The following is a 19,583-nucleotide window of genomic DNA, read 5'->3' as shown; positions in this document are numbered from 1 at the left end:
CTAAGGCTCTTTTTTCGACTTTTGGGGGAGAGAATGAAAGGTAGGAGAAAGTATAATGTCAGATAATTATCGTTCTCGTACAGAACGAAATCATGTAAAAAATCAAAAGCAAGAAACAAATAAAGAAGAAAAACCAAAGAAAAAAGGCTCCTTTTTTAAAAAATTCCTTATAGGTTGTCTACTTCTTGGTATCGTTGGTCTTGTAGCTAGCGTTTCCGCTTTCTTTGTTATGGTGAAGGACGCTCCAAAATTAGACAAATCAAAACTTGTCAATCCTTTATCAACAAAGTTTCTTGATAAGAATGGGAACTTTTTCTATGAATACGGTGCTGAAAAACGAACCCACGTTACGTATGATCAAATTCCAAAGGTAGTTGAAAGTGCATTCCTTGCAACTGAGGATTCACGTTTCTATGATCATAATGGAATTGATTTTAAACGAACTACAAAAGCAGTTATGGAAAATGTCACTGGAGGGTTCGGATCTCAAGGTGGTAGTACGATTACACAACAAGTAGTCAAAAACTATTTTCTAACGATGGACAAAACTGCAAAGAGAAAAGTGCAAGAGTGGTACTTATCTTACAAATTAGAGCAACAATACTCTAAACATGAAATTTTAGAAATGTACTTAAATAAGATTAATCTAGGTAATCGCTCTTACGGTATTGCAACAGCAGCAACAAAATATTACGGCAAAGATTTAAAAGACATACAATTACATGAAGCTGCAATGCTCGCTGCTTTACCCCAAGGTCCTAACATTTATGATCCAACTAAACCAGAAAATGTCGAGCGAGCAACAAAGCGGCGCAATCTTGTACTAGGATTTATGGAGCGCCATGATTTTATTACAAAACAACAAATGGATGAAGCAATAAAAATCCCTGTAACACAAGGACTTCTTCCATCTTCAGAAATAACTGAAATGAAGTATCAAGCATTTTTAGATGCTGTTGTAAAGGAAGTTGAAAAGGAATATCCGGATATAAATATCGGTTCAGACGGTTTAACGATTCAGACAACACTTGATCAAGATGCTCAAGATTACGCTGATAAAATTATGGATGGGAACCTTATTAAGTATCCGAATGATCAATTCCAAGGATCATTCGTATTTATGGATACACAGTCTGGAGAAGTTAGAGCAATTGGAGCTGGGCGTAAAGAAAGTAAGTCTACTTTCAAAGGTCATAATATGGCCATTGATTTAAAACGCCAAGTTGGTTCAACAATGAAACCAATTTTCGACTACGGTCCAGCAATTGAGAATTTACAATGGTCTACATACCATCAATTAAATGACTCAGAGTATACGTATTCCAATGGTAAAAAAATACGAAATGCAACAAATAGTTACAAGGGTGACGTTTCACTACGTGAAGCTTTGAAAAAATCATTAAACATCCCGGCTTTAAAGACAGCCCAAGCGGTTGGCCTTCCTAAGTCACAAGCGTTTGCTGAAGGCTTAGGCATGACATTTAAAGACGGCAAAACATATGAATCAACAGCAATTGGTAGTAACGATAGTTCTCCATTACAATTAGCAGGTGCATATGCAGCCTTTGGTAATGATGGTAACTACAATAAACCGCACTTCGTAAAAGAAGTCATCTTCCCAGACGGGAAAAAGAAAAGTTTTAAACCGAAAGAACAACGTGCGATGCAAGACTATACAGCTTACATGATTACTGACGTTCTTCGCGACGTAGTAAAACCTGGTTCTGGTGGTACAGGTCCAACAGCATACGTTTCTGGTGTTGACGTAGCCGGTAAAACAGGTACGCAGAACTTTGATGAAGACGTTCTTAAAAAATATGGTATTCCAGCTGATGCAAATAGAGATAGCTGGTTCGCTGGATATACACCACAATATACAATGGCTGTTTGGACTGGTTACGAAAAGGATGGTCCAGAAAATTACATTGGTGATCGCTCTACTAGAATTGCACAACAAATGTTCCAAGTAATGATGAGCAAATTCGCTACAGATAAATCCCGTTTCGAGCGTCCTTCTTCTGTACAAGAAATAAACGGAGAGTTATACGTAAAAGGTGCGAAAAAAGATGCAATTAAACAAATTAAAGTAGATGCACCTAGTGGTCTTAATGTCACTTTCGATGGCGCTAGTACTGTTACACTAAACTGGTCTGGACCAACAGAAGTTGATGCGTATGCAGCAAGCTATAAAGCGACTGACGGTTCAAGTGGTAGCCTATCAATAAGTGGTACGACAGCTTCTCTTGGTGGTATTAAACCTGGCGTTACTTACAGCTTCTCTGTAGTAGCGAAAAAAGGTACTGGAACAAGCCCTGCAATTGGTGCATCCTTCACTGCACCTGGCGGAACTCCAGACCCGAAGAAAGCTGAAGAAGAGGCTGCCAAAAAGAAAGCCGAAGAAGAAGCTAAGAAAAAAGCTGATGAGGAAGTACAGAAAAAAGCTAATGAAGATAAACAAAAACAACAAGAAGAAGCTAAGAAAAAAGCTGATGAAGAGCAGCGTAAACAACAAGAGCAACAGCAACAGCAACAAGAACAACAACGTAAACAACAAGAAGAAGCTAAGAAAAAGGCTGCTGAAGAAGAAGCTGCTAGAAAGAAAGCCGAAGAAGAAGCTGCTAGAAAGAAAGCTGAAGAAGAGGCTGCTAGAAAAAAAGCTGAAGAAGAACAACACAAGCAACAAGAACAACAACAAAATACCGGAGGAGATACACCTCACGCAGACGGAAATGTTGTCACAACAGAGTCTTAATACAAAAAAAGAAGTCCTTTCTCTTAACGAGAAAAGGACTTCTTTTTTGTTATCATTTTCTTAACATATAGCTTTTCTATTTCAATATACAACTGCGCTAACTGAATATAAGAATGATAATTATTCGGTTTCTTTATAATGAACGAATATCGCTCCATAAAATTAACTGGTTGTACTTCCAATTTACTCGTATAAGCTTCCATTTCATTCAAACTATGAACAGGTTGCTCATTTAGCCAATATATAATCGATAACAAATGTGCCGCAAAAAGAATCATTGGACCTTCAGCTTCTTGCTTATTTCTGTTTCGAAATAGTGTAGCAATGTCTTCATGCTTACTTTTCCATACATTCAACAGTACAGGAATACTATTTTCAATTTCATTCCACGGCTCATATTGTCTTTCAATATCAAATATAAAGTAAGTCTTTTGTATTATTTCTTCAAAAGACTGATCTGTATGATACATAATCGAAGTTACGCTTTCTGTAAAAAATGGTAAACACCGAAATTCTTTCGGTATTTCTATAACTCGCTCCATCCTTTATTTCCCCTTCATTCGCTTCTTTCCTTCACGACACACTTCTAGTAATCGGCACTCTTCACATTGTGGTCGCTGTGCTTTACAGTGGTAACGCCCAAAGAAAATCATACGATGATGTGTAACGCCCCATTCATCCATCGGAACTTTCTTCATTAATGTCTTTTCTACTTCTAACACCGAATCTTTCCACCTACAAATCGCTAACCGTTTACTCACTCTCTCTACATGCGTATCAACAGCAATCGCTGGAATTCCAAATGCAACCGAAACAACTACATTCGCTGTCTTTCTTCCTACTCCTGGTAATTTCGTCAACTCGTCACGGTCTTCTGGAACTTTCCCGTTATAATCATCTAGCAACATCTGGCACAATTTTTGAATATTTTTCGCCTTATTTCTAAACAATCCAATGGAACGTATATCTTGTTGTAATTCTTCTAAAGACACGCTTAAATAATCTTCCGGTGTTTTATATTTTTGAAATAAATTTTTCGTCACTTTATTTACAAGTGCATCTGTACATTGTGCAGATAACGCCACCGCGATTACTAATTCAAATGGATTATCATGAATTAATTCACAATGTGCTTCTGGATACATATCCGCCATTGTGTCTAAACAATAGCGAATTTGCGTTTTATTTAACATATACTTCCTCCTACATTACTGCTCCAACCAATTATAAAAAGGCACTTTCCCAGTAAATTTCGTCTCTTGTTTTGTCGTTTGCTGCGTTCGTTGTTGATTTGCTCTAAATTTCCGTCCTTGGTTTTGGGCTTGATCTACTGTTTTAATACCATTCTTTTTCCACTCAAATAAAATACGATCAATATATCGGAAATTAAGCTTACCGCTCATTACAGCTTCCCTGAGGGCCGCTTGAATTAAATTCGGATGATGTTGATCTTGATCTTCCCACATACCCAACGTTTCACATTCAAACGGAGAAAGTGGTCTTCCAAATTCTTTTTCAAATACTGTATATAAATTTACTTGCAGTTGTTTTATTTCTTTTTGTTCTTCCTCTATTGATTCGTTCATTAAGAAATGCAATATTTTTTCCCATAGCGGTTGTAAAGAATAACTTTCACACATCATCGCTTCTGATTTTTGTCCACCTTCTAGTGATAAAAAACCTTTTTGAATCAATGTCTGAATTACTTCCATACATTTCATTTCAGTAATCGTCATCCGTTCTGAAATCTCTGACGGAGTCGGAAACGAATTGCCCGATTCTAAAAATGTGTGTACATGAAGTACAACCATAAATTCCATTTCATTTAACCCTAATTTTTTATAATGCATCATAAGTAATTTTGGAATTGCAATGCTTCCCTGCTCAAACCACTGTAACATCATTTTCTTTTTCATCACCAAACACCTCGCTCTCTAGTATAACACACCTTTCGCTATTTCTTTTTGCCACAATTCGTCAAAAAAACCTTCCTATTATGTAGGAAGGTTTTTTTGTATTGCGTTAATAAAATATACAATTAAGCTTGCACTTTACTTTTCATAAACGTATGAATGCGTTCTAATGCTTTCTCTACTTGTTCAAGAGATGTCGCATATGATAAACGAACGTTATTTGGAGCACCAAATCCTGTACCTGGTACAAGAGCCACTTTTTCCTCTTCTAATAGAGCTTTTGCCCAATCATCCACAGTTTCGTATCCTGATAAAGCTACAGCTTCTTTTACATTAGGGAATAAGTAAAATGCACCTTGTGGTTTAATGCAAGTAAATCCAGGGATTTGAATTAATTTATCATAAATAATGTTTAATCTTTCTTCAAATGCTTGACGCATTGTTTCTACAGGTTCTTGTGAGCCTGCATATGCTGCAATTGCGCCGTATTGAGCGATTGAAGTAGGGTTTGACGTACTATGACTCGCTAAGTTCGTCATCGCTTTAATAAGCTGCTTATTTCCTGCTGCATATCCAATACGCCATCCTGTCATAGAATGAGATTTAGATACACCATTAATAATAAGTGTTTGTTCTTTTAATGCATTAGAAAGCTGGGCAATCGAAGTATATTCTGCTCCACCATAAATTAATTTTTCATAAATTTCATCTGAAACGATTAAAATATCGTGTTCTAAACATACTTCTCCAAGCTGTTGTAATTCCTCTTTGCTATAAATCATTCCTGTTGGATTGCTCGGTGAATTAATAATAACTGCTTTCGTTTTCTCTGTAATTGCCTCACGCAGCTGCTTCGCTGTAATTTTGTACTCATTGTCTTCCAGGCCTTCTACGTAAACTGGCTTACCTCCAGCAAGCTTTACTTGCTCAGGATAACTTACCCAATAAGGAGTTGGGATGATAACTTCATCTCCTTCATCAAGTAACACTTGGAATAATGTATATAATGCATGCTTTGCACCGTTACATACAATAATTTCAGATGGATCATACGCAATTCCTTGATCACGTGTAAACTTCTTCACAATTTCTTGTTTTAACGCTTGTAATCCACCTGTTGGTGTATACTTCGTATGTCCTTCTAACATCGCTTTATGTGCAGCATCCATAATATGTTCTGGCGTATTAAAGTCAGGTTCTCCTGCCCCTAATCCAATTACATCATGACCTTCTGCTTTTAATGCTTGTGCCTTTGCTGTAATTTCTAAAGTTGCAGATGGTGTTAAAGCAGCTACTCGCTTTGCTAATTTCATTTGTAGTTCCCCCTACATCTATTTTTCAATGCTGTAGTGACCAGCATAAGCCCCATTTTGAAACTCTAAATAATAATACGTATAACGATCTTCCTGATCAATATATGTAATTTCCCACAACGGAATATCGTTTTGAGCACCTAATTTTACTTTTATAATTTCTTTTGGCTTTGGCTTTGGCTCATCACCTTTTCCTGTAGCTTGTTCAGCCAACTTTTGCAAAGCTTCTTTTTCAGGAATACCTTCACTCTTTTTCTTCACAAGGACATTCCCTTTTTTATTAGGCACCCAAACAATAATTTGTTCTCCTTTTTCGTCTACACCTTGTACGACTGTATATGAAGAATTTCCATTATAATAATCAACAGATTTTACTTTTGTAAGCTTTGCCTTTTCTTTTGCAATTTCTACAGATTTTTCCTCTTTATGGATTTTCTTTTCCATTGCTTTATTGTAAACATACGCCCCATATATTCCGCTAGCAACGATTACGATAACGATTGCAAAGATCCACTTTTTCATTGTATCACTACGTTCTGTAAATCGTAAATACAGCTATTTCTTTATCTTTTTCGTCTAATGCTAATCCGAACATGAGGTCCTGTTCTTTTAACGTACGATTCAAACTATCAACAATTTTATACAAGTCAGACGAATATTTAATACGCGTCGTTGATAGGACTTCGATTTTCTTATCCATGAAAAAACTCCTCCGTTACACAAAAATTTCTAATTATAGAAGAACGCAATACGGTTACAATAAGAGTACATTCTTTACAACCCCTGCTTCATCACCCATCTATTATAGCAGGACATGTACTGCAAAAAAAGGTTTCAAGTCGAAAACCAATACATTTTGTATACAAGAAGTAAGAAAAATAAAATTCCTCCTACCCACATTTTTTACGCCTGAAGCTTAAATGTACTTCAGGCGTATTTTTCTTCCAATTTTATTTATTTGGCCATGCCTTTAATTGTTCTAATAATTCTTCTAGAGGGCCTTCATAAAGCGGAACAGTTGGGATTGATTGTAAAAAACGTTTTCCATAAGAAGCGCTTATCAAACGACGGTCTAATACAAATACTGTTCCGGTATCTGTACTTGTTCTAATCAGACGACCAAATCCTTGTTTGAAACGCAAGATTGCTTGCGGGAGTGCTAACTTAGCGAATACGTCCTCTCCTTGATTTTTTAAACACTCTCCTTTTGCTTCCATCATCGGTTGATGAGGAGGCGTAAAGGGAAGCCGTACAATAACAAGACAACTAAGGGCATCTCCAGGTATATCTATCCCTTCCCAAAAACTACTTGTTCCTAACAAAATCGATTTGTCGAACTCTTGAAATTTACGAATGAGACGACTTCGGCTCTTATTATTTACACTTTGCGTTAATAATAAATACCCCTCTAATTCTTCATCATTTTTCAAATTCGTATACGCTTCTTTCAACATTTCATACGAAGTGAATAAAACAAGCATTCTACCTTTTGTAGCTTTCGCTATTTTTGCAATATGTGCCGATACAGATTCAATATATTCTTCATTACTTGCTTGCTTAATAAAAGGCACATCTGTTGAAACCATTAATTTCATCTGTTCTTCAAAACGGAATGGTGATGGAACCTGTAATGTATTGGGAGCAAAATCATGTAAACCTAGCTCCTCTTTTATATAGTCAAATGAATCGTTTACTGTTAACGTTGCTGATGTGAAAATAACACTCTTTTTCTGTGTTAAAAATTCATCCGCAAGCCTTTCACCAATATGAACAGGCTGTGCATATAAAACGGTTGAATGAATTGTTCCCTTCGTTTCAGTCTCCATCCATGTCACGTATGAATTTTTTTCTAAAATGAGTAATTGTAAAGATTGTTCCATCTTTCTCAACAACTCAATTAAATGCATAAATTCACCTGTAACAACATGCATCTCCCATTCTAATTTACTTTGCAATATATCAACTTGCTTCTCAAGTGTAGTCAATAATTTTCTTACATCGTATACAAAACGATTTGTTAACTCGGTAATGCTATCCCATAACTTACCTTTCTCTACTTCCGTGTTATATCGATAAATGAGTGGCATATTGCTTATCCCTTGTTCCTGCTTTGTTTGTTTAAAGATGAAAGCACGTAACATTTGGAATAGCTCATCCGCATCAAATTTCAATTCCTTCAAACTATGACTCACCATACGGAAAGTCGAACGAGAGGCTTGCTCTGATTTTTTCATCATTTTATATACTTTAGAAAGTACATCATCTGTTTCTAGCGTACCAAGACGAGATAAAACTAATTGAAAATACATACAGGAGAACTGTTCACCTAATGTTCTACTCGCCGCTTCCTCGATATGATGAGCTTCATCAAAAATAATATGTTCACATGAAGCAAATAGTGGTTCTTCACTTGAAAAATCTTGAAATAATAACGCATGATTTGTAATAACGATATCTGCAAATAATGCTTTATTCTTTGCTCGTTGATAAAAACAACGGCTATACCAGTTGCTTTGCATCCCGCCTGGACTATGTACATCACTACAAATGCGGTTCCAAAGTAACTTTCCGCCCTCAGGAATATTTAATTCATCACGATCGCCAGTTTCTGTTTGCAATAACCACACTAAAATTTTTGCCTTTGTGAGCGCCATATCATAATTTTTCTCTTCCTCTTGCAAAGCATATTCAAATTTATGTAGACAAAGATAATGCTTTCTTCCTTTCAAAAGAGCTACTTCAAATGAAAATGGCATTATTTTCTGTAATAATGGAATTTCTTTTTCTAATATTTGTTGTTGCAGTTGTACTGTTTGGGTACTTATGATGACAGGTTCTTCTTTTTTCGTTGCAAAATAAATACTTGGAAGTAAATATGCAAGAGTCTTCCCTGTTCCTGTTCCTGCTTCAATTAGTGAAAACCTAGAATCTCTTAGTGCTGTATATATTTCCTTCATCATAATCTGTTGGCTTTCTCTTTTTTCAAACTTTGGCATATTCAATTCCAGGTTATCGATTGCCTTATGCAAGAAAGCATCAAATTTAGATGAACATGTTTCACTGAGATTTAAAGCATAATTCCGTTTTCGAAGCGCAATATTTCGATACACTTCATACCCCTCTGCCGCTTTTCTACCATGCATCATTTTCTTTAAAATATTTTCAGAAAGTACATCCGCTATATCACTTTGAAAAACATCGCTCAATTCATAGAGCGATTGCAAGGTGACAAGTGGTAACTTTTCAATTTCATTTAAAAATTGTAAAAATAATTCCGCTGTTGCAAGAGCATCACTATCCGCACGATGCGGTTGATCGTGCTCTAATTCATGTTGTTTAGCTAAATCACGTAATTTATAACTATCAGCCGTCGGCAAAAGAATTTGCGCCAACTCAACTGTATCAACTTTCGGACAATGTACTTCTGTATATCCAGCCTGCCTTAATTCTTCCGTTAAAAAATTCCAATCAAAGTGAACGTTATGTGCAACGAAAGCTGCACCTTGCAATAGCTCAACAACCATCGGGGCTACATCTTGAAATAACGGGGCTTGCTTAACCATACTCTCATCAATCCCTGTTAATTCTGTAATAAATGGCGGAATCTCTCTCTTCGGATTAATAAAAGATGAAAAAATCTCTAATATCTCTCCATCTTCCACTACAACAGCTGCGATTTGGGTAATTTTATCCTTCCCGTCCTTCCAGGAGTTCCCTGTCGTCTCTAAATCCACAACGACATAACGCTTACTCATATATGTAACACCTCAATTTCTTACCTATCAAACGCAAAATTATATAATGTTACTATACCACGTTTTATCTCATCTTAATGAAAAGATGCACAAAAAAGCTACCTCCGTAATAGAGATAGCCTTCTTACTTATAATATCGTACCCGCTTTTTCAGCGCCTAACATTTGGATAATTTGATTATCATCGTCTAATACTGCAATTTTCGGCTCTTGGTTATGAATATTTTCTTCTGCCACTAAACCGTAGCAAATAATAATAACTTTATCCCCTGGCTGTACAAGCCTTGCAGCTGCACCATTTAAACAAACAACACCGCTACCGCGTTCTCCTTTAATAACATATGTCTCTAAGCGCGCACCATTATTGTTATTTACAATTTGTACTTTTTCATTTTCTACAAGATTTACTGCATCCATTAAATCTTCATCAATTGTAATACTACCTACATAATTTAAATTTGCTTCTGTTACCGTAGCGCGATGTAACTTCGCTCTCATCATTGTGCGAAACATAGATGCTCCCCCTTATTTAACCGTTAATGTTATATTGTCAATTAATCGTACATTCTCAAATTTAACTGCAATTGCTAAAATCATTCGTCCTTCAATTTTATCTATTACTTGTAGTGAAGGATAGGCATATAAATCAGCATAATCTACAGTGCCTTTCGTATACGTCTCAATATACTCTTTCACAAGAGTTGTAATGATTTCTGCATTACATTCGCCTGCTTCAATTCTTTCTTTCGCTTTACATAGACTGCGGTATAAATGAGGAGCCTCTTCACGCTCTTCTTGTGATAAATACACGTTACGAGAACTTTTCGCTAATCCATCTACTTCCCTTACAATATCCACTGGTACGATCGTAACCGGAATATTAAAATCAGCGACAAATCCTTCAATGACAGCAACTTGCTGTGCATCTTTCATACCGAAATAAGCACGCGTTGGCAATGTAATATTAAATAGTTTCATTAGTACAGTCGCAACTCCAGCGAAATGACCAGGTCTTTGTTTGCCACATAATACATCGGTACGTTTCACAACTGCTACTGTTGTCGTTTGTTCTGCTGGATACATTTCTTCTACGCTCGGATAAAATAAATAATCTACACCGTTTTCTTTTGCTACATTTTCATCTCTATCCATATCACGAGGGTATCGATCTAAATCTTCATTTGGCCCAAACTGTAGTGGATTGACAAACACGCTTAAAACTACAATTTCATTTTCTGCTCTTGCCTTACGTAATAAAGTCGCATGACCTTCATGTAAATAACCCATCGTTGGAACAAAACCAATACTTTTTCCACTTATACGAAGTTCGTTTGTAATTTGCTGCATCTCTTGCACTGTAGTTACGATTTTCATTATTGTTTTCCTCCGTATAACGCTAAGCATTCTTCCTCTTTCATTGTGAATGAATGTTTTTCTTCTGGAAATTGTCCTGTCTTTACTTCAGTAACGTATTGTGAAATCCCTCGCACAATCTCCTCTTGAACAGACGTATATTGCTTTACAAATTTCGGAACACGATTTACGCCGTATGAGATAAGATCATGATAAACAAGTACTTGCCCATCTACTTTTTTCCCTGCTCCAATTCCAATCGTCGGAATTGTTAGTTGCTTCGAAATTAATTCCGCTAACTGCATTGGCACACATTCTAACACAAGCGCTATCGCACCAGCTTCCTCACATCTCTTCGCATCTTCTATTAATTTTTTTGCACTTTCAGCATCTTTTCCTTGTACTTTATACCCACCTAGTACTCCTACAGATTGAGGAGTTAAGCCTAAGTGTGCCACGACAGGAATTCCCGCATTCGTCAAGTAATGAATAGTTGATACCACTTCCCCTGCACCTTCTACCTTCAGTGCATGAGCACCACTCTCTTGAACAATGCGGCGTGCATTCACCATCGTATCTTGAGGAGAAACATGATACGACATAAATGGCATATCAGTTACAATAAACGTCTCTTTCGCTCCTCGGCGTACAGCTTTCGTATGATGAATCATATCCTCTACTGTTACAGGTACTGTTGAATCGTAGCCGAGCACAACCATCCCAAGGGAATCTCCAACTAGAATCATATCAACTTCAGCTTCTTCTGCTAACTTAGCAGATGGATAATCATACGCCGTTAGCATCGCAATCGGCTCACCTTGCTCTTTCATCTTCAAAAAATCTGTTTTTGTTTTCAAAAACTACTCCTCCTTTATACAGGAGAGAGGAGATGGCCGAAATCATATAAAAAAACCCCTCTGGCCATAAAAGGGCAGAAGGGTTGTGTGTTAGTCGGCATTATTCATCCCTCTGTCCCAGTCCGTTATTGGATCAAGGCAGAATCCAAGTTATTATTTTTCGTATTGCTTCGAATCATGGTGCAGTTCGCTCTGATACTGCCCACATTCGAACTAATTATAGCAAACTCCAAAAAGGAATTACTACATTTTTTTGAAAAAATAATTTTTTATTTCCATTAAGCTATGTGAAATTTTTTTATAAATAACTCAATCATAGAAAGATAAAGCTTTGTTTAAAATGCCTCGTATAACTCTTAAACTAATGATGCAGGTTAATTGAGAAACGTACTTACAAAAGGAGAATTGCGAATGTTTATGAACAAATGGTTATTTCCATTCACCGGTTTGCTTCTGATGCTTGTAGGGATGATAACTTTTAGCTCCTTCCATGCATTTGCCTCAGTTAACGTCGTAACACAACTTATCGATTCAACGAAAGTAATTGAGGTCGAACTGAATGATGATTACTTTCATCCAAACGTCATCACCATTCCAATTGAAGAGTCAACAACATTGTTATTAAAAAACAAAGGTAAGAATGAACACACCTTTACAGTAAAAAAACTCGGCATTGATGTCATAGTCGAGTCAGGAAAAGAAAAAAACATTACCGTGAAACCTAAAAATACTGGTACATATGAATTAATATGCCGGTACCATCTTCTTAAAGGAATGGAAGGCAAAGTAATAGTCAAATAAAAAGAAGTTCCAAAAAGGAACTTCTTTTACTTAATTTCGATATCCGCAGAATGAATGTGATGTACTTTCCCTTCATGGTCCTCCAGAAGCAATACACCATCCTCTGTAATTCCTTTTGCTACCCCTGTAATTGTCTCTCTCATCGTTCGAGCGGTAATTTCTTTCCCGATGCTCACAGCGTAACTTTCCCAAAGAATTTTAATGACAGAGAAACCATTTTGTAAATACTCTTCATATAATTTTTCTAGTTGTAAAAAGATTTGTTGCATAAGCTCTGCACGAACAATTGGCTCACCGGATTCAATCGCTAAAGAAGTAGCAATATGTTGAATTTCCTCATCAAAATGTTCTTGCTTTTGATTCGCATTAATACCAATGCCCATAATGACAGCATTAATTTTATCAGGATCTGCCTGCATTTCTGTTAATATACCTACAGCCTTTTTACCTTGAATTAAAATATCATTCGGCCATTTTATTCCTACGTTTACACCCGTGCACTTTTCAATTGCTTGTGCAACGCTAACAGCCGCTAATAAAGTAAGTTGTGGTGCATGATGAACCGGGATTGATGGACGTAAAATAATACTCATCCAAATTCCTGTTCCTTTTGGTGAATGCCATTTCCTGCTTAAACGACCTCTGCCGGCTGTTTGTTCTTCTGCCACAACAATCGTTCCTTCTTCTGCACATTCATAAGCAAGTTTTGCTGCAATATGCTGCGTAGATTCAACAGACTCTTCAAAATATACCGTTCTACCAATATGTTTCGTTTGTAACCCTAACTGAATTTCATTAGCAGTCACTTTGTCTGGCTTACTCGCAATTCGATAACCTAATCGACGCACAGCTTCAAGTTCATATCCCTCATTCCGAAGGTCCTCCATATGTTTCCACACAGCGGTTCTTGAACAACCAAGTTTATCACTAATCGTTTGGCCAGATACAAACGCGCCATCCGCTTCTGAAAAAACTTGCAATAACTGCTTTCTTATAGTAGATTGCATTCTTGCAGCCACTCCCTTATACACTCTTTCTCATTACCTACGTTTCCTTGTACGATTGCTTCTTCAATTTTTTGAATCATTTCAGCAACCCACGGACCAGGCTTTTTATTTGCCCAGTTTAATAAATCATTCCCAGTCACATTCATTTCTTGGCGACTCTTTATTGGCAATTTTTCAAACAACGTTTGTACCCGTTTAACAGATGTATTATCATAGCTTTCAATCATCGCTTCATATACTCTTTCTGCCATTTCAGCGATATGAATTCCCGTTTTATAAAGAAGAACTGTATCCCAATCCTTCTCCTTTCTCGTACGGATTGTTAATAAAACTGCAACGATATCTTTTATTTTTTTATTCGAAAACTTCCATTGACGTAAAAAGACAGATGGATGCTCTTCTCCAATACAATATAAGAAAAATGCCCATGCCTCAATATCCGTTTCAAAAGAATCCCAGTTATACTGCGTAGCTTTTAACAATCTCTCTTCTGACATCTGTAAATATGGTAGATGAGAAAATAGCTTCGTTTCTACTAATTCTTGCAAGCCCTTCACGCAATATGTACCAGTTAACAGTTTCTCAAACTCCACTGTAATTCGCTCAATTGCAATATATTCTAGCAAATGTCCATATGTTTCTATTGCTTGTTTCGTTTTCATTTCTAAAGAAAAACCTAACGTACTTACGAAACGAATACCACGCATCATTCGCAGGGCGTCTTCTTGAAAACGATCCGCAGCATTGCCAACCGTCACAATTTCTCTCTTTTGAATCGCTTGCTGTCCAGCAAATAAATCAACCATTTTGCCTTCTTCTGTCATCGCAATTGCATTCATTGTGAAATCACGACGTTTTAAATCCTCTTCTAATGAACGAACAAATTGAACACTACTAGGTCTTCGAAAATCTTCATATTCGCTCTCTGTTCGAAAAGTGGTTACCTCATAAGGTTCACCATTTTCTACCACAATTACAGTTCCATGCTCAAGACCAACAGGAACATGTCTTGGAAATATAGCCATCACTTCTTCTGGTAAAGCAGATGTCGCAATATCAATATCTCCAATCGGCCTATCGATAATAAGATCTCGTACGCTTCCGCCGACAAAGTAGGCCTCATGTCCTTGTTGCTTTAAAGTCTCAATAATAGAACTAGCTTTTTTAAATATTTCCATTTTTGTCATCCCTTAGTACATCGTAGTAAATCGTTTCATATTGTGAGACGATTTTTTCAGAGCGGAACTGCTCGTAAACACTTGCTCTTGCTCGCTCTCCCATATTACGGTGAAGTTCTTCATCCTTTAATAGCTGAATGGCTTGATTTGCCACTCCTGCTGGATTGCCAACTTCACATAAATATCCTGTTTCACCATGTTGAATGACTTCTGGAATACCTCCAACCCTTGTTCCGATACAAGGCACACCACACGCCATCGCTTCTAATAAAACAAGACCAAAACTCTCCTTCTCTGATAGAAGCAACATTAAATCACTCATTGCAAGTAGCTCTGCAACATTATCTTGCTTCCCTAAGAATAAGACGCGATCTTCAATATGTAAATTTTTCACTAACTGTAAAATCGTGCAAAATTCTGGTCCATCTCCAACAAGAAGCAACTTCGCATCTACTTCTGTAACAACTTTAGCAAATGCCTGAACAACATCTTGCACGCGTTTCACTTTACGGAAATTTGAAATATGAATTAGTATCTTTTCACTCTCACTTATACCGTATTCTTTCTTTAATTGAGACATATCACGCTTGAAATATACACGCTCGTCTATAAAGTTATATACCGTTTGAATGTTTTTATTTGGTTTTACAAGCTCATGCGTTTCGCTAATCAATGAATGCGAGACAGCCGTCACAACATCAGATTGCTCAATACCAAAACGAATTAAATTATTTAGCGAAGGGTCGGAACCTAACACAGTAATATCTGTTCCATGCAAAGTTGTAACAATTTTAATACGCTCCCCAATCATTTGTTTTGCTAAATAAGCACAAATGGCATGTGGTATTGCGTAATGCACATGTAAAATATCTAGGTTCTCTCTTTGTGCAACCTCTGCCATTTTACTCGCTAACGCTAAATCGTATGGTGGATATTGAAATACAGAGTATTGACTTACCGTCACTTCATGAAAATAAATGTTTGGATACACTTTATTTAATCGGAATGGTAAACCCGATGTAATAAAGTGTATTTCATGCCCGCGTTCCGCTAATTGCTTTCCTAATTCTGTTCCAACAACTCCAGAACCACCTACAGAAGGATAACATGTAATACCTATTTTTAATTTCATTTACATCCCCCTACTAAATCAGCATGTAATAAAACCGGTTTCTTACTCTTAAATCCCTCGGCATATAAGACTCCAACTTCTTTTCCAAACATTTTTTCTCGAGCGACCACAGTTTCAACGTAACCTTCTGTTAACGGCGTTTTCACACCATCACTACCTGTTAAAAACTGACTTTCATATGCTTCTAATGCTTCCACTTTTATAGAAAGGTACTCACTTATATCTATACAAAAATTCGGTTTATGAAAACCATTAATCATATAATAATAAAAAGACTCCACGCGATGTGGCGAAACCTCTGGCATATATTTACGAATTCCCGCTGAAAAAATAGCTTCTTCCACAAGTTTTGCACAATTTGCATGATCTGGATGACGATCTTCATAATACGGCGCAAAAACTAGTTTTGGTTTATATGTACGAATCACCTTTACAATTTCACGTATATACTCTTCTTTCATATACAAACCACGGTCTGGCATCGCTAAATTCAGTCTCGTTTTTACTCCCATTATACGAGCTGCCGCCTTTGCTTCTTCTTTTCTCAATTCTATCGTTCCATTAGAAGAAAGGTCAGCTTCTGTTAAATCACAAATACCTACTTCATACCCTTGCTTCGTATATTTAGCAATGGTACCAGCCATGCCGATTTCAACATCATCGGCATGAGCACCAAACGCTAATATATGTAATCCACTCATAATTGTTCCCCTCATTTTCTAAACTTGCGGTAATCTAAATCTCCTCGCTCTAATGCGTGCATTAACATTTCAGCACTTGCCATATTCGTTGCAAGTGGAATCGCATATACATCACATAAACGAAGCAATGCATTTACATCTGGTTCATGCGGCTGAGCAGTTAGTGGATCTCGGAAAAAAATCACCATATCCATATCGTTTTTTGCAATCATGGCACCAATTTCTTGATCGCCACCAAGAGGACCCGACTGAAATCTTGTTACAACTAAACCAGTTGCCTCCATAATACGAAGTCCTGTCGTCCCTGTTGCAAAAAGTTCATGTTGTTCAAAAATTGGTTTATATGCATACGCAAACGAAACCATATCATTTTTCTTTTTGTCATGTGCGATTAAGGCAATTTTCATCCGTTTTCTCCCCTTTAGTCGATAATATTTTCTAATCCGTACACAAGATGATCAAGGTTCATTACTGTATCAATTGATAGTTTTACACCTGACATAAAGGATGCACGATTGAATGAATCATGACGAACTGTTAACATTTGTCCATCTCCACCAAACATTACTTCTTGGTGTGCAATAAGACCTGGTAAACGTACACTATGAATGTGAATGCCGTCTACATTTGCACCACGAGCACCTTCTAATTGCTCTACTTCATTCGGATGACCTTGCTGCTTTGATTCACGGTTTTGACGAATTAGCTCTACTGTTTTGACAGCTGTACCAGATGGTGCATCTAATTTTTGATCATGATGCAATTCAATTACTTCAACATCTTGGAAGTACTTCGCTGCCATTTGTGAGAATTTCATCATAAGAACTGCACCAATTGCAAAGTTTGGAGCGATAATTGTTCCTACTGCTTTTTCTTTCGCATTCTCTGTTAATTGCTTTAGTTCTTCTTCTGTAAATCCAGTTGTACCAATAACAGAACGAAGTCCACGCTCAACTGCTAGTGTAACGTGTTGTTTCCCAACTTCTGGCGTTGTTAAATCTAACAACACATCAGCTTCTACTTCCTCTAAACAAGTATGTAAATCTGCGTAAATAGGTGCATCTAGCGCAGGCATGCCCGGTAAATCAGAGATTTTCTCTCCCCCATGCTTATAATCCACTGCAGCTACTAAATTAAAATGTTCCGTTCTTTCCATAAGAAGGACTGCTTCATGTCCCATACGTCCTCTTGGTCCAGCGATAATTACTTTAATTTCTTTCATTATTCTTTCTCTCCCTCATCAATACGTGTCCAGCGATCTTTATCGCGAGTATTAAATTTATTCATTACAATGTTATGTGCTGTTTCTAAATCAATATTTAAACTATTTGCCATACAAATCATAACAAATAATACATCTCCAAGCTCTTCTTCAATACTACGTTCTTTTTCAGTTGTTTTCTTCGGTTTCTCACCATAATAATGATTTACCTCTCTCGCAAGCTCCCCCATTTCTTCCGTTAAACGAGCCATCATTGCAAGTGGACTGAAATAACCTTCTTTAAACTGACCAATATATGCATCTACTTCTTTCTGCATATCCTTCATCGTTTTTGCTTCCATACAATTCACCTCTAATCCTTCCTCTTTCATGTTAGCCAATTCATCGCGATTTGACAAATATTATTCCCTGCAAAACACCTATTTGCGCCCCCTTTTTAGATAGAATATAATAAAGTGAAACTTTCTTTTGCGGTTTTTGCAAAAGATCAGCCCGAACCAATTGGGTTCCAACGGCTGGTTTGCCCTCCTTCAGAGCTTTATCCCCTACCAGCCGTTGGAACGGGGTAAAGTGAAACTTTCTTTTGCGGTTTTTTATAGCCTTCACTATTTTTACTAAAAGCTAGAAATTACTTATCATTATGTTTTACCGTATCAGCGGAGCAATGCCATTTACATAATTAGGAGGATTTCTATATGACATCAAATTTGAAGATTCGAAATATCATTTTCATTTTAATCGGTTCCGCTATTTTTTCTTTCGGTATTGTGAATATCAATATTGAAAATCACCTTGCAGAAGGTGGATTTACCGGTATTACACTATTATTGTATTTTCTATTTAAGTTTGATCCTTCTTATTCAAACTTAATTTTAAATATCCCTATATTTTTTATCGGTTGGAAGTTACTTGGAAGAACGACATTTATCTATACACTAATCGGCACCTTCAGCGTATCTTTATTTCTATGGATTTTTCAACGTTACGAAGTTCTCAACTTACATTTAAACTTACAAAATGATATGACACTCGCGGCTTTATTCGCCGGGGCATTTATCGGTGTCGGTCTTGGAATAATATTTAAATATGGCGGGACTACTGGCGGTGTAGATATTATCGCGAGACTCGCTCATAAATATGTTGGCTGGAGTATGGGGAAAACGATGTTTATGTTTGATGCTATCGTCATTATCGTCTCTATTCTTACCTATTTATCATACCGCGAGGGCATGTATACGTTAGTTGCTGTTTTTATCGGGGCGAAAGTCATTGATTTTATGCAAGAAGGAGCCTATGCGGCAAAAGGAGCAACTATTATCTCAGATAAAAACGATGAAATTGCTGCCAAAATTTTATCTGATATGGAACGCGGAGCTACTTTTTTAAAAGCTGTTGGATCGTATACAAAAGTGGAACGGAACGTATTATATTGCGTTGTTGCTAAAAATGAAATCGTGAAATTAAAAAATATTATTACTTCTGTAGATCCTCATGCCTTTGTTGCTGTAAGTGATGTACATGATGTAGTTGGTGAAGGTTTTACGTTAGATGAAAATAAAAATCCTTTACATAAATAAACGCAACTAGAAAAGCTCTCTAG

At 36.8% G+C, this 19,583-nt stretch carries 20 protein-coding genes; 3 read left to right on the top strand and 17 right to left on the bottom strand.

Translation table 11 applies throughout. From position 1 onward, the window contains the following. The first annotated feature begins 55 nt into the window (after positions 1-55). A complete protein-coding gene (locus DN392_RS20565) occupies positions 56-2,752 on the top strand; it encodes a PBP1A family penicillin-binding protein (RefSeq protein ID WP_088321468.1) in 2,697 nt (898 codons plus the stop codon). A gap of 23 nt (positions 2,753-2,775) precedes the next feature. Here the strand turns inward: DN392_RS20565 and DN392_RS20560 are convergent, their stop codons facing one another. The 10 genes from DN392_RS20560 to panB form a co-directional block, all read right to left on the bottom strand. Further along, positions 2,776-3,294 carry a YpoC family protein gene (locus tag DN392_RS20560; protein WP_000442672.1) on the bottom strand — a complete coding sequence of 173 codons (519 nt, stop codon included), beginning with the start codon at positions 3,292-3,294 and terminating at the stop codon, positions 2,776-2,778. A 3-nt stretch (positions 3,295-3,297) separates the two neighbouring features. Further along, positions 3,298-3,945 (bottom strand): endonuclease III, encoded by a 648-nt coding sequence (gene nth, locus DN392_RS20555; protein ID WP_046958931.1) that lies wholly within the window; start codon positions 3,943-3,945, stop codon positions 3,298-3,300. A 15-nt stretch (positions 3,946-3,960) separates the two neighbouring features. After that, positions 3,961-4,668 carry a DNA replication protein DnaD gene (gene dnaD, locus DN392_RS20550; protein WP_000728534.1) on the bottom strand — a complete coding sequence of 236 codons (708 nt, stop codon included), beginning with the start codon at positions 4,666-4,668 and terminating at the stop codon, positions 3,961-3,963. Between the two features lie 122 nt (positions 4,669-4,790). Continuing rightward, positions 4,791-5,978 carry an aspartate transaminase AspB gene (gene aspB / locus DN392_RS20545; protein ID WP_000761545.1) on the bottom strand — a complete coding sequence of 396 codons (1,188 nt, stop codon included), beginning with the start codon at positions 5,976-5,978 and terminating at the stop codon, positions 4,791-4,793. Positions 5,979-5,996: 18 nt separating this feature from the next. Then, positions 5,997-6,500 carry a cell wall elongation regulator TseB-like domain-containing protein gene (locus tag DN392_RS20540; protein ID WP_000758745.1) on the bottom strand — a complete coding sequence of 168 codons (504 nt, stop codon included), beginning with the start codon at positions 6,498-6,500 and terminating at the stop codon, positions 5,997-5,999. A 7-nt stretch (positions 6,501-6,507) separates the two neighbouring features. Beyond that, complete coding sequence (locus DN392_RS20535) at positions 6,508-6,678, bottom strand: YpmA family protein (protein WP_000358351.1); 171 nt, start codon at positions 6,676-6,678, stop codon at positions 6,508-6,510. A gap of 250 nt (positions 6,679-6,928) precedes the next feature. After that, positions 6,929-9,733: an ATP-dependent DNA helicase DinG gene (gene dinG / locus DN392_RS20530; RefSeq protein ID WP_000044945.1), complete on the bottom strand. Its 2,805-nt coding sequence runs from the start codon at positions 9,731-9,733 to the stop codon at positions 6,929-6,931. A gap of 128 nt (positions 9,734-9,861) precedes the next feature. Continuing rightward, the gene (gene panD, locus DN392_RS20525; RefSeq protein ID WP_000490191.1) at positions 9,862-10,245 is read right to left on the bottom strand and encodes an aspartate 1-decarboxylase; all 384 of its coding nucleotides are present in this window, start codon (positions 10,243-10,245) and stop codon (positions 9,862-9,864) included. 12 nt (positions 10,246-10,257) lie between these two features. After that, on the bottom strand, positions 10,258-11,106 hold the full coding sequence (panC, locus tag DN392_RS20520) for a pantoate--beta-alanine ligase (RefSeq protein ID WP_000707016.1): 849 nt from the start codon (positions 11,104-11,106) through the stop codon (positions 10,258-10,260). Further along, positions 11,106-11,942, bottom strand: a complete 837-nt coding sequence (panB, locus tag DN392_RS20515; RefSeq protein WP_088321469.1) for a 3-methyl-2-oxobutanoate hydroxymethyltransferase — start codon at positions 11,940-11,942, stop codon at positions 11,106-11,108. The genes panC and panB overlap by 1 nt, the downstream gene beginning before the upstream one ends. Before the next feature lie 411 nt (positions 11,943-12,353). Between panB and DN392_RS20510 the strand changes: the two genes are divergently transcribed. Next, positions 12,354-12,743 (top strand): cupredoxin domain-containing protein, encoded by a 390-nt coding sequence (locus tag DN392_RS20510; RefSeq protein ID WP_061672426.1) that lies wholly within the window; start codon positions 12,354-12,356, stop codon positions 12,741-12,743. A gap of 26 nt (positions 12,744-12,769) precedes the next feature. Here the strand turns inward: DN392_RS20510 and DN392_RS20505 are convergent, their stop codons facing one another. Genes DN392_RS20505 through DN392_RS20475 form a run of 7 tightly spaced genes read right to left on the bottom strand, consistent with a single transcriptional unit; the run spans position 12,770 to position 18,324 of the window. Next, complete coding sequence (locus DN392_RS20505) at positions 12,770-13,750, bottom strand: biotin--[acetyl-CoA-carboxylase] ligase (RefSeq protein ID WP_088321470.1); 981 nt, start codon at positions 13,748-13,750, stop codon at positions 12,770-12,772. After that, entirely contained in the window at positions 13,735-14,928 is a 1,194-nt protein-coding gene (locus DN392_RS20500; RefSeq protein WP_088321471.1) for a CCA tRNA nucleotidyltransferase, read from the bottom strand. The genes DN392_RS20505 and DN392_RS20500 overlap by 16 nt, the downstream gene beginning before the upstream one ends. Continuing rightward, entirely contained in the window at positions 14,915-16,060 is a 1,146-nt protein-coding gene (gene bshA, locus DN392_RS20495) for an N-acetyl-alpha-D-glucosaminyl L-malate synthase BshA (RefSeq protein ID WP_000768318.1), read from the bottom strand. The genes DN392_RS20500 and bshA overlap by 14 nt, the downstream gene beginning before the upstream one ends. Continuing rightward, positions 16,057-16,761 (bottom strand): bacillithiol biosynthesis deacetylase BshB1, encoded by a 705-nt coding sequence (gene bshB1, locus DN392_RS20490; RefSeq protein WP_000015668.1) that lies wholly within the window; start codon positions 16,759-16,761, stop codon positions 16,057-16,059. The genes bshA and bshB1 overlap by 4 nt, the downstream gene beginning before the upstream one ends. An 11-nt stretch (positions 16,762-16,772) precedes the next feature. After that, entirely contained in the window at positions 16,773-17,168 is a 396-nt protein-coding gene (gene mgsA, locus DN392_RS20485) for a methylglyoxal synthase (protein WP_000684762.1), read from the bottom strand. A 14-nt stretch (positions 17,169-17,182) separates the two neighbouring features. Further along, positions 17,183-17,983: a dihydrodipicolinate reductase gene (gene dapB, locus DN392_RS20480; protein WP_000658799.1), complete on the bottom strand. Its 801-nt coding sequence runs from the start codon at positions 17,981-17,983 to the stop codon at positions 17,183-17,185. Continuing rightward, positions 17,983-18,324 carry a nucleotide pyrophosphohydrolase gene (locus DN392_RS20475; protein ID WP_002108639.1) on the bottom strand — a complete coding sequence of 114 codons (342 nt, stop codon included), beginning with the start codon at positions 18,322-18,324 and terminating at the stop codon, positions 17,983-17,985. Before DN392_RS20475 ends, dapB begins: the two co-directional genes overlap by 1 nt. Positions 18,325-18,678: 354 nt before the next feature. Between DN392_RS20475 and DN392_RS20465 the strand changes: the two genes are divergently transcribed. Further along, positions 18,679-19,560 carry a YitT family protein gene (locus tag DN392_RS20465; RefSeq protein ID WP_000203306.1) on the top strand — a complete coding sequence of 294 codons (882 nt, stop codon included), beginning with the start codon at positions 18,679-18,681 and terminating at the stop codon, positions 19,558-19,560. Positions 19,561-19,583: the final 23 nt, after the last annotated feature.

Origin of the sequence: Bacillus sp. BB51/4 (assembly GCF_008368845.1) — a bacterium.
Taxonomy (GTDB): domain Bacteria; phylum Bacillota; class Bacilli; order Bacillales; family Bacillaceae_G; genus Bacillus_A; species Bacillus_A wiedmannii.
This window is presented reverse-complemented; position numbering and strand designations above follow the sequence as displayed.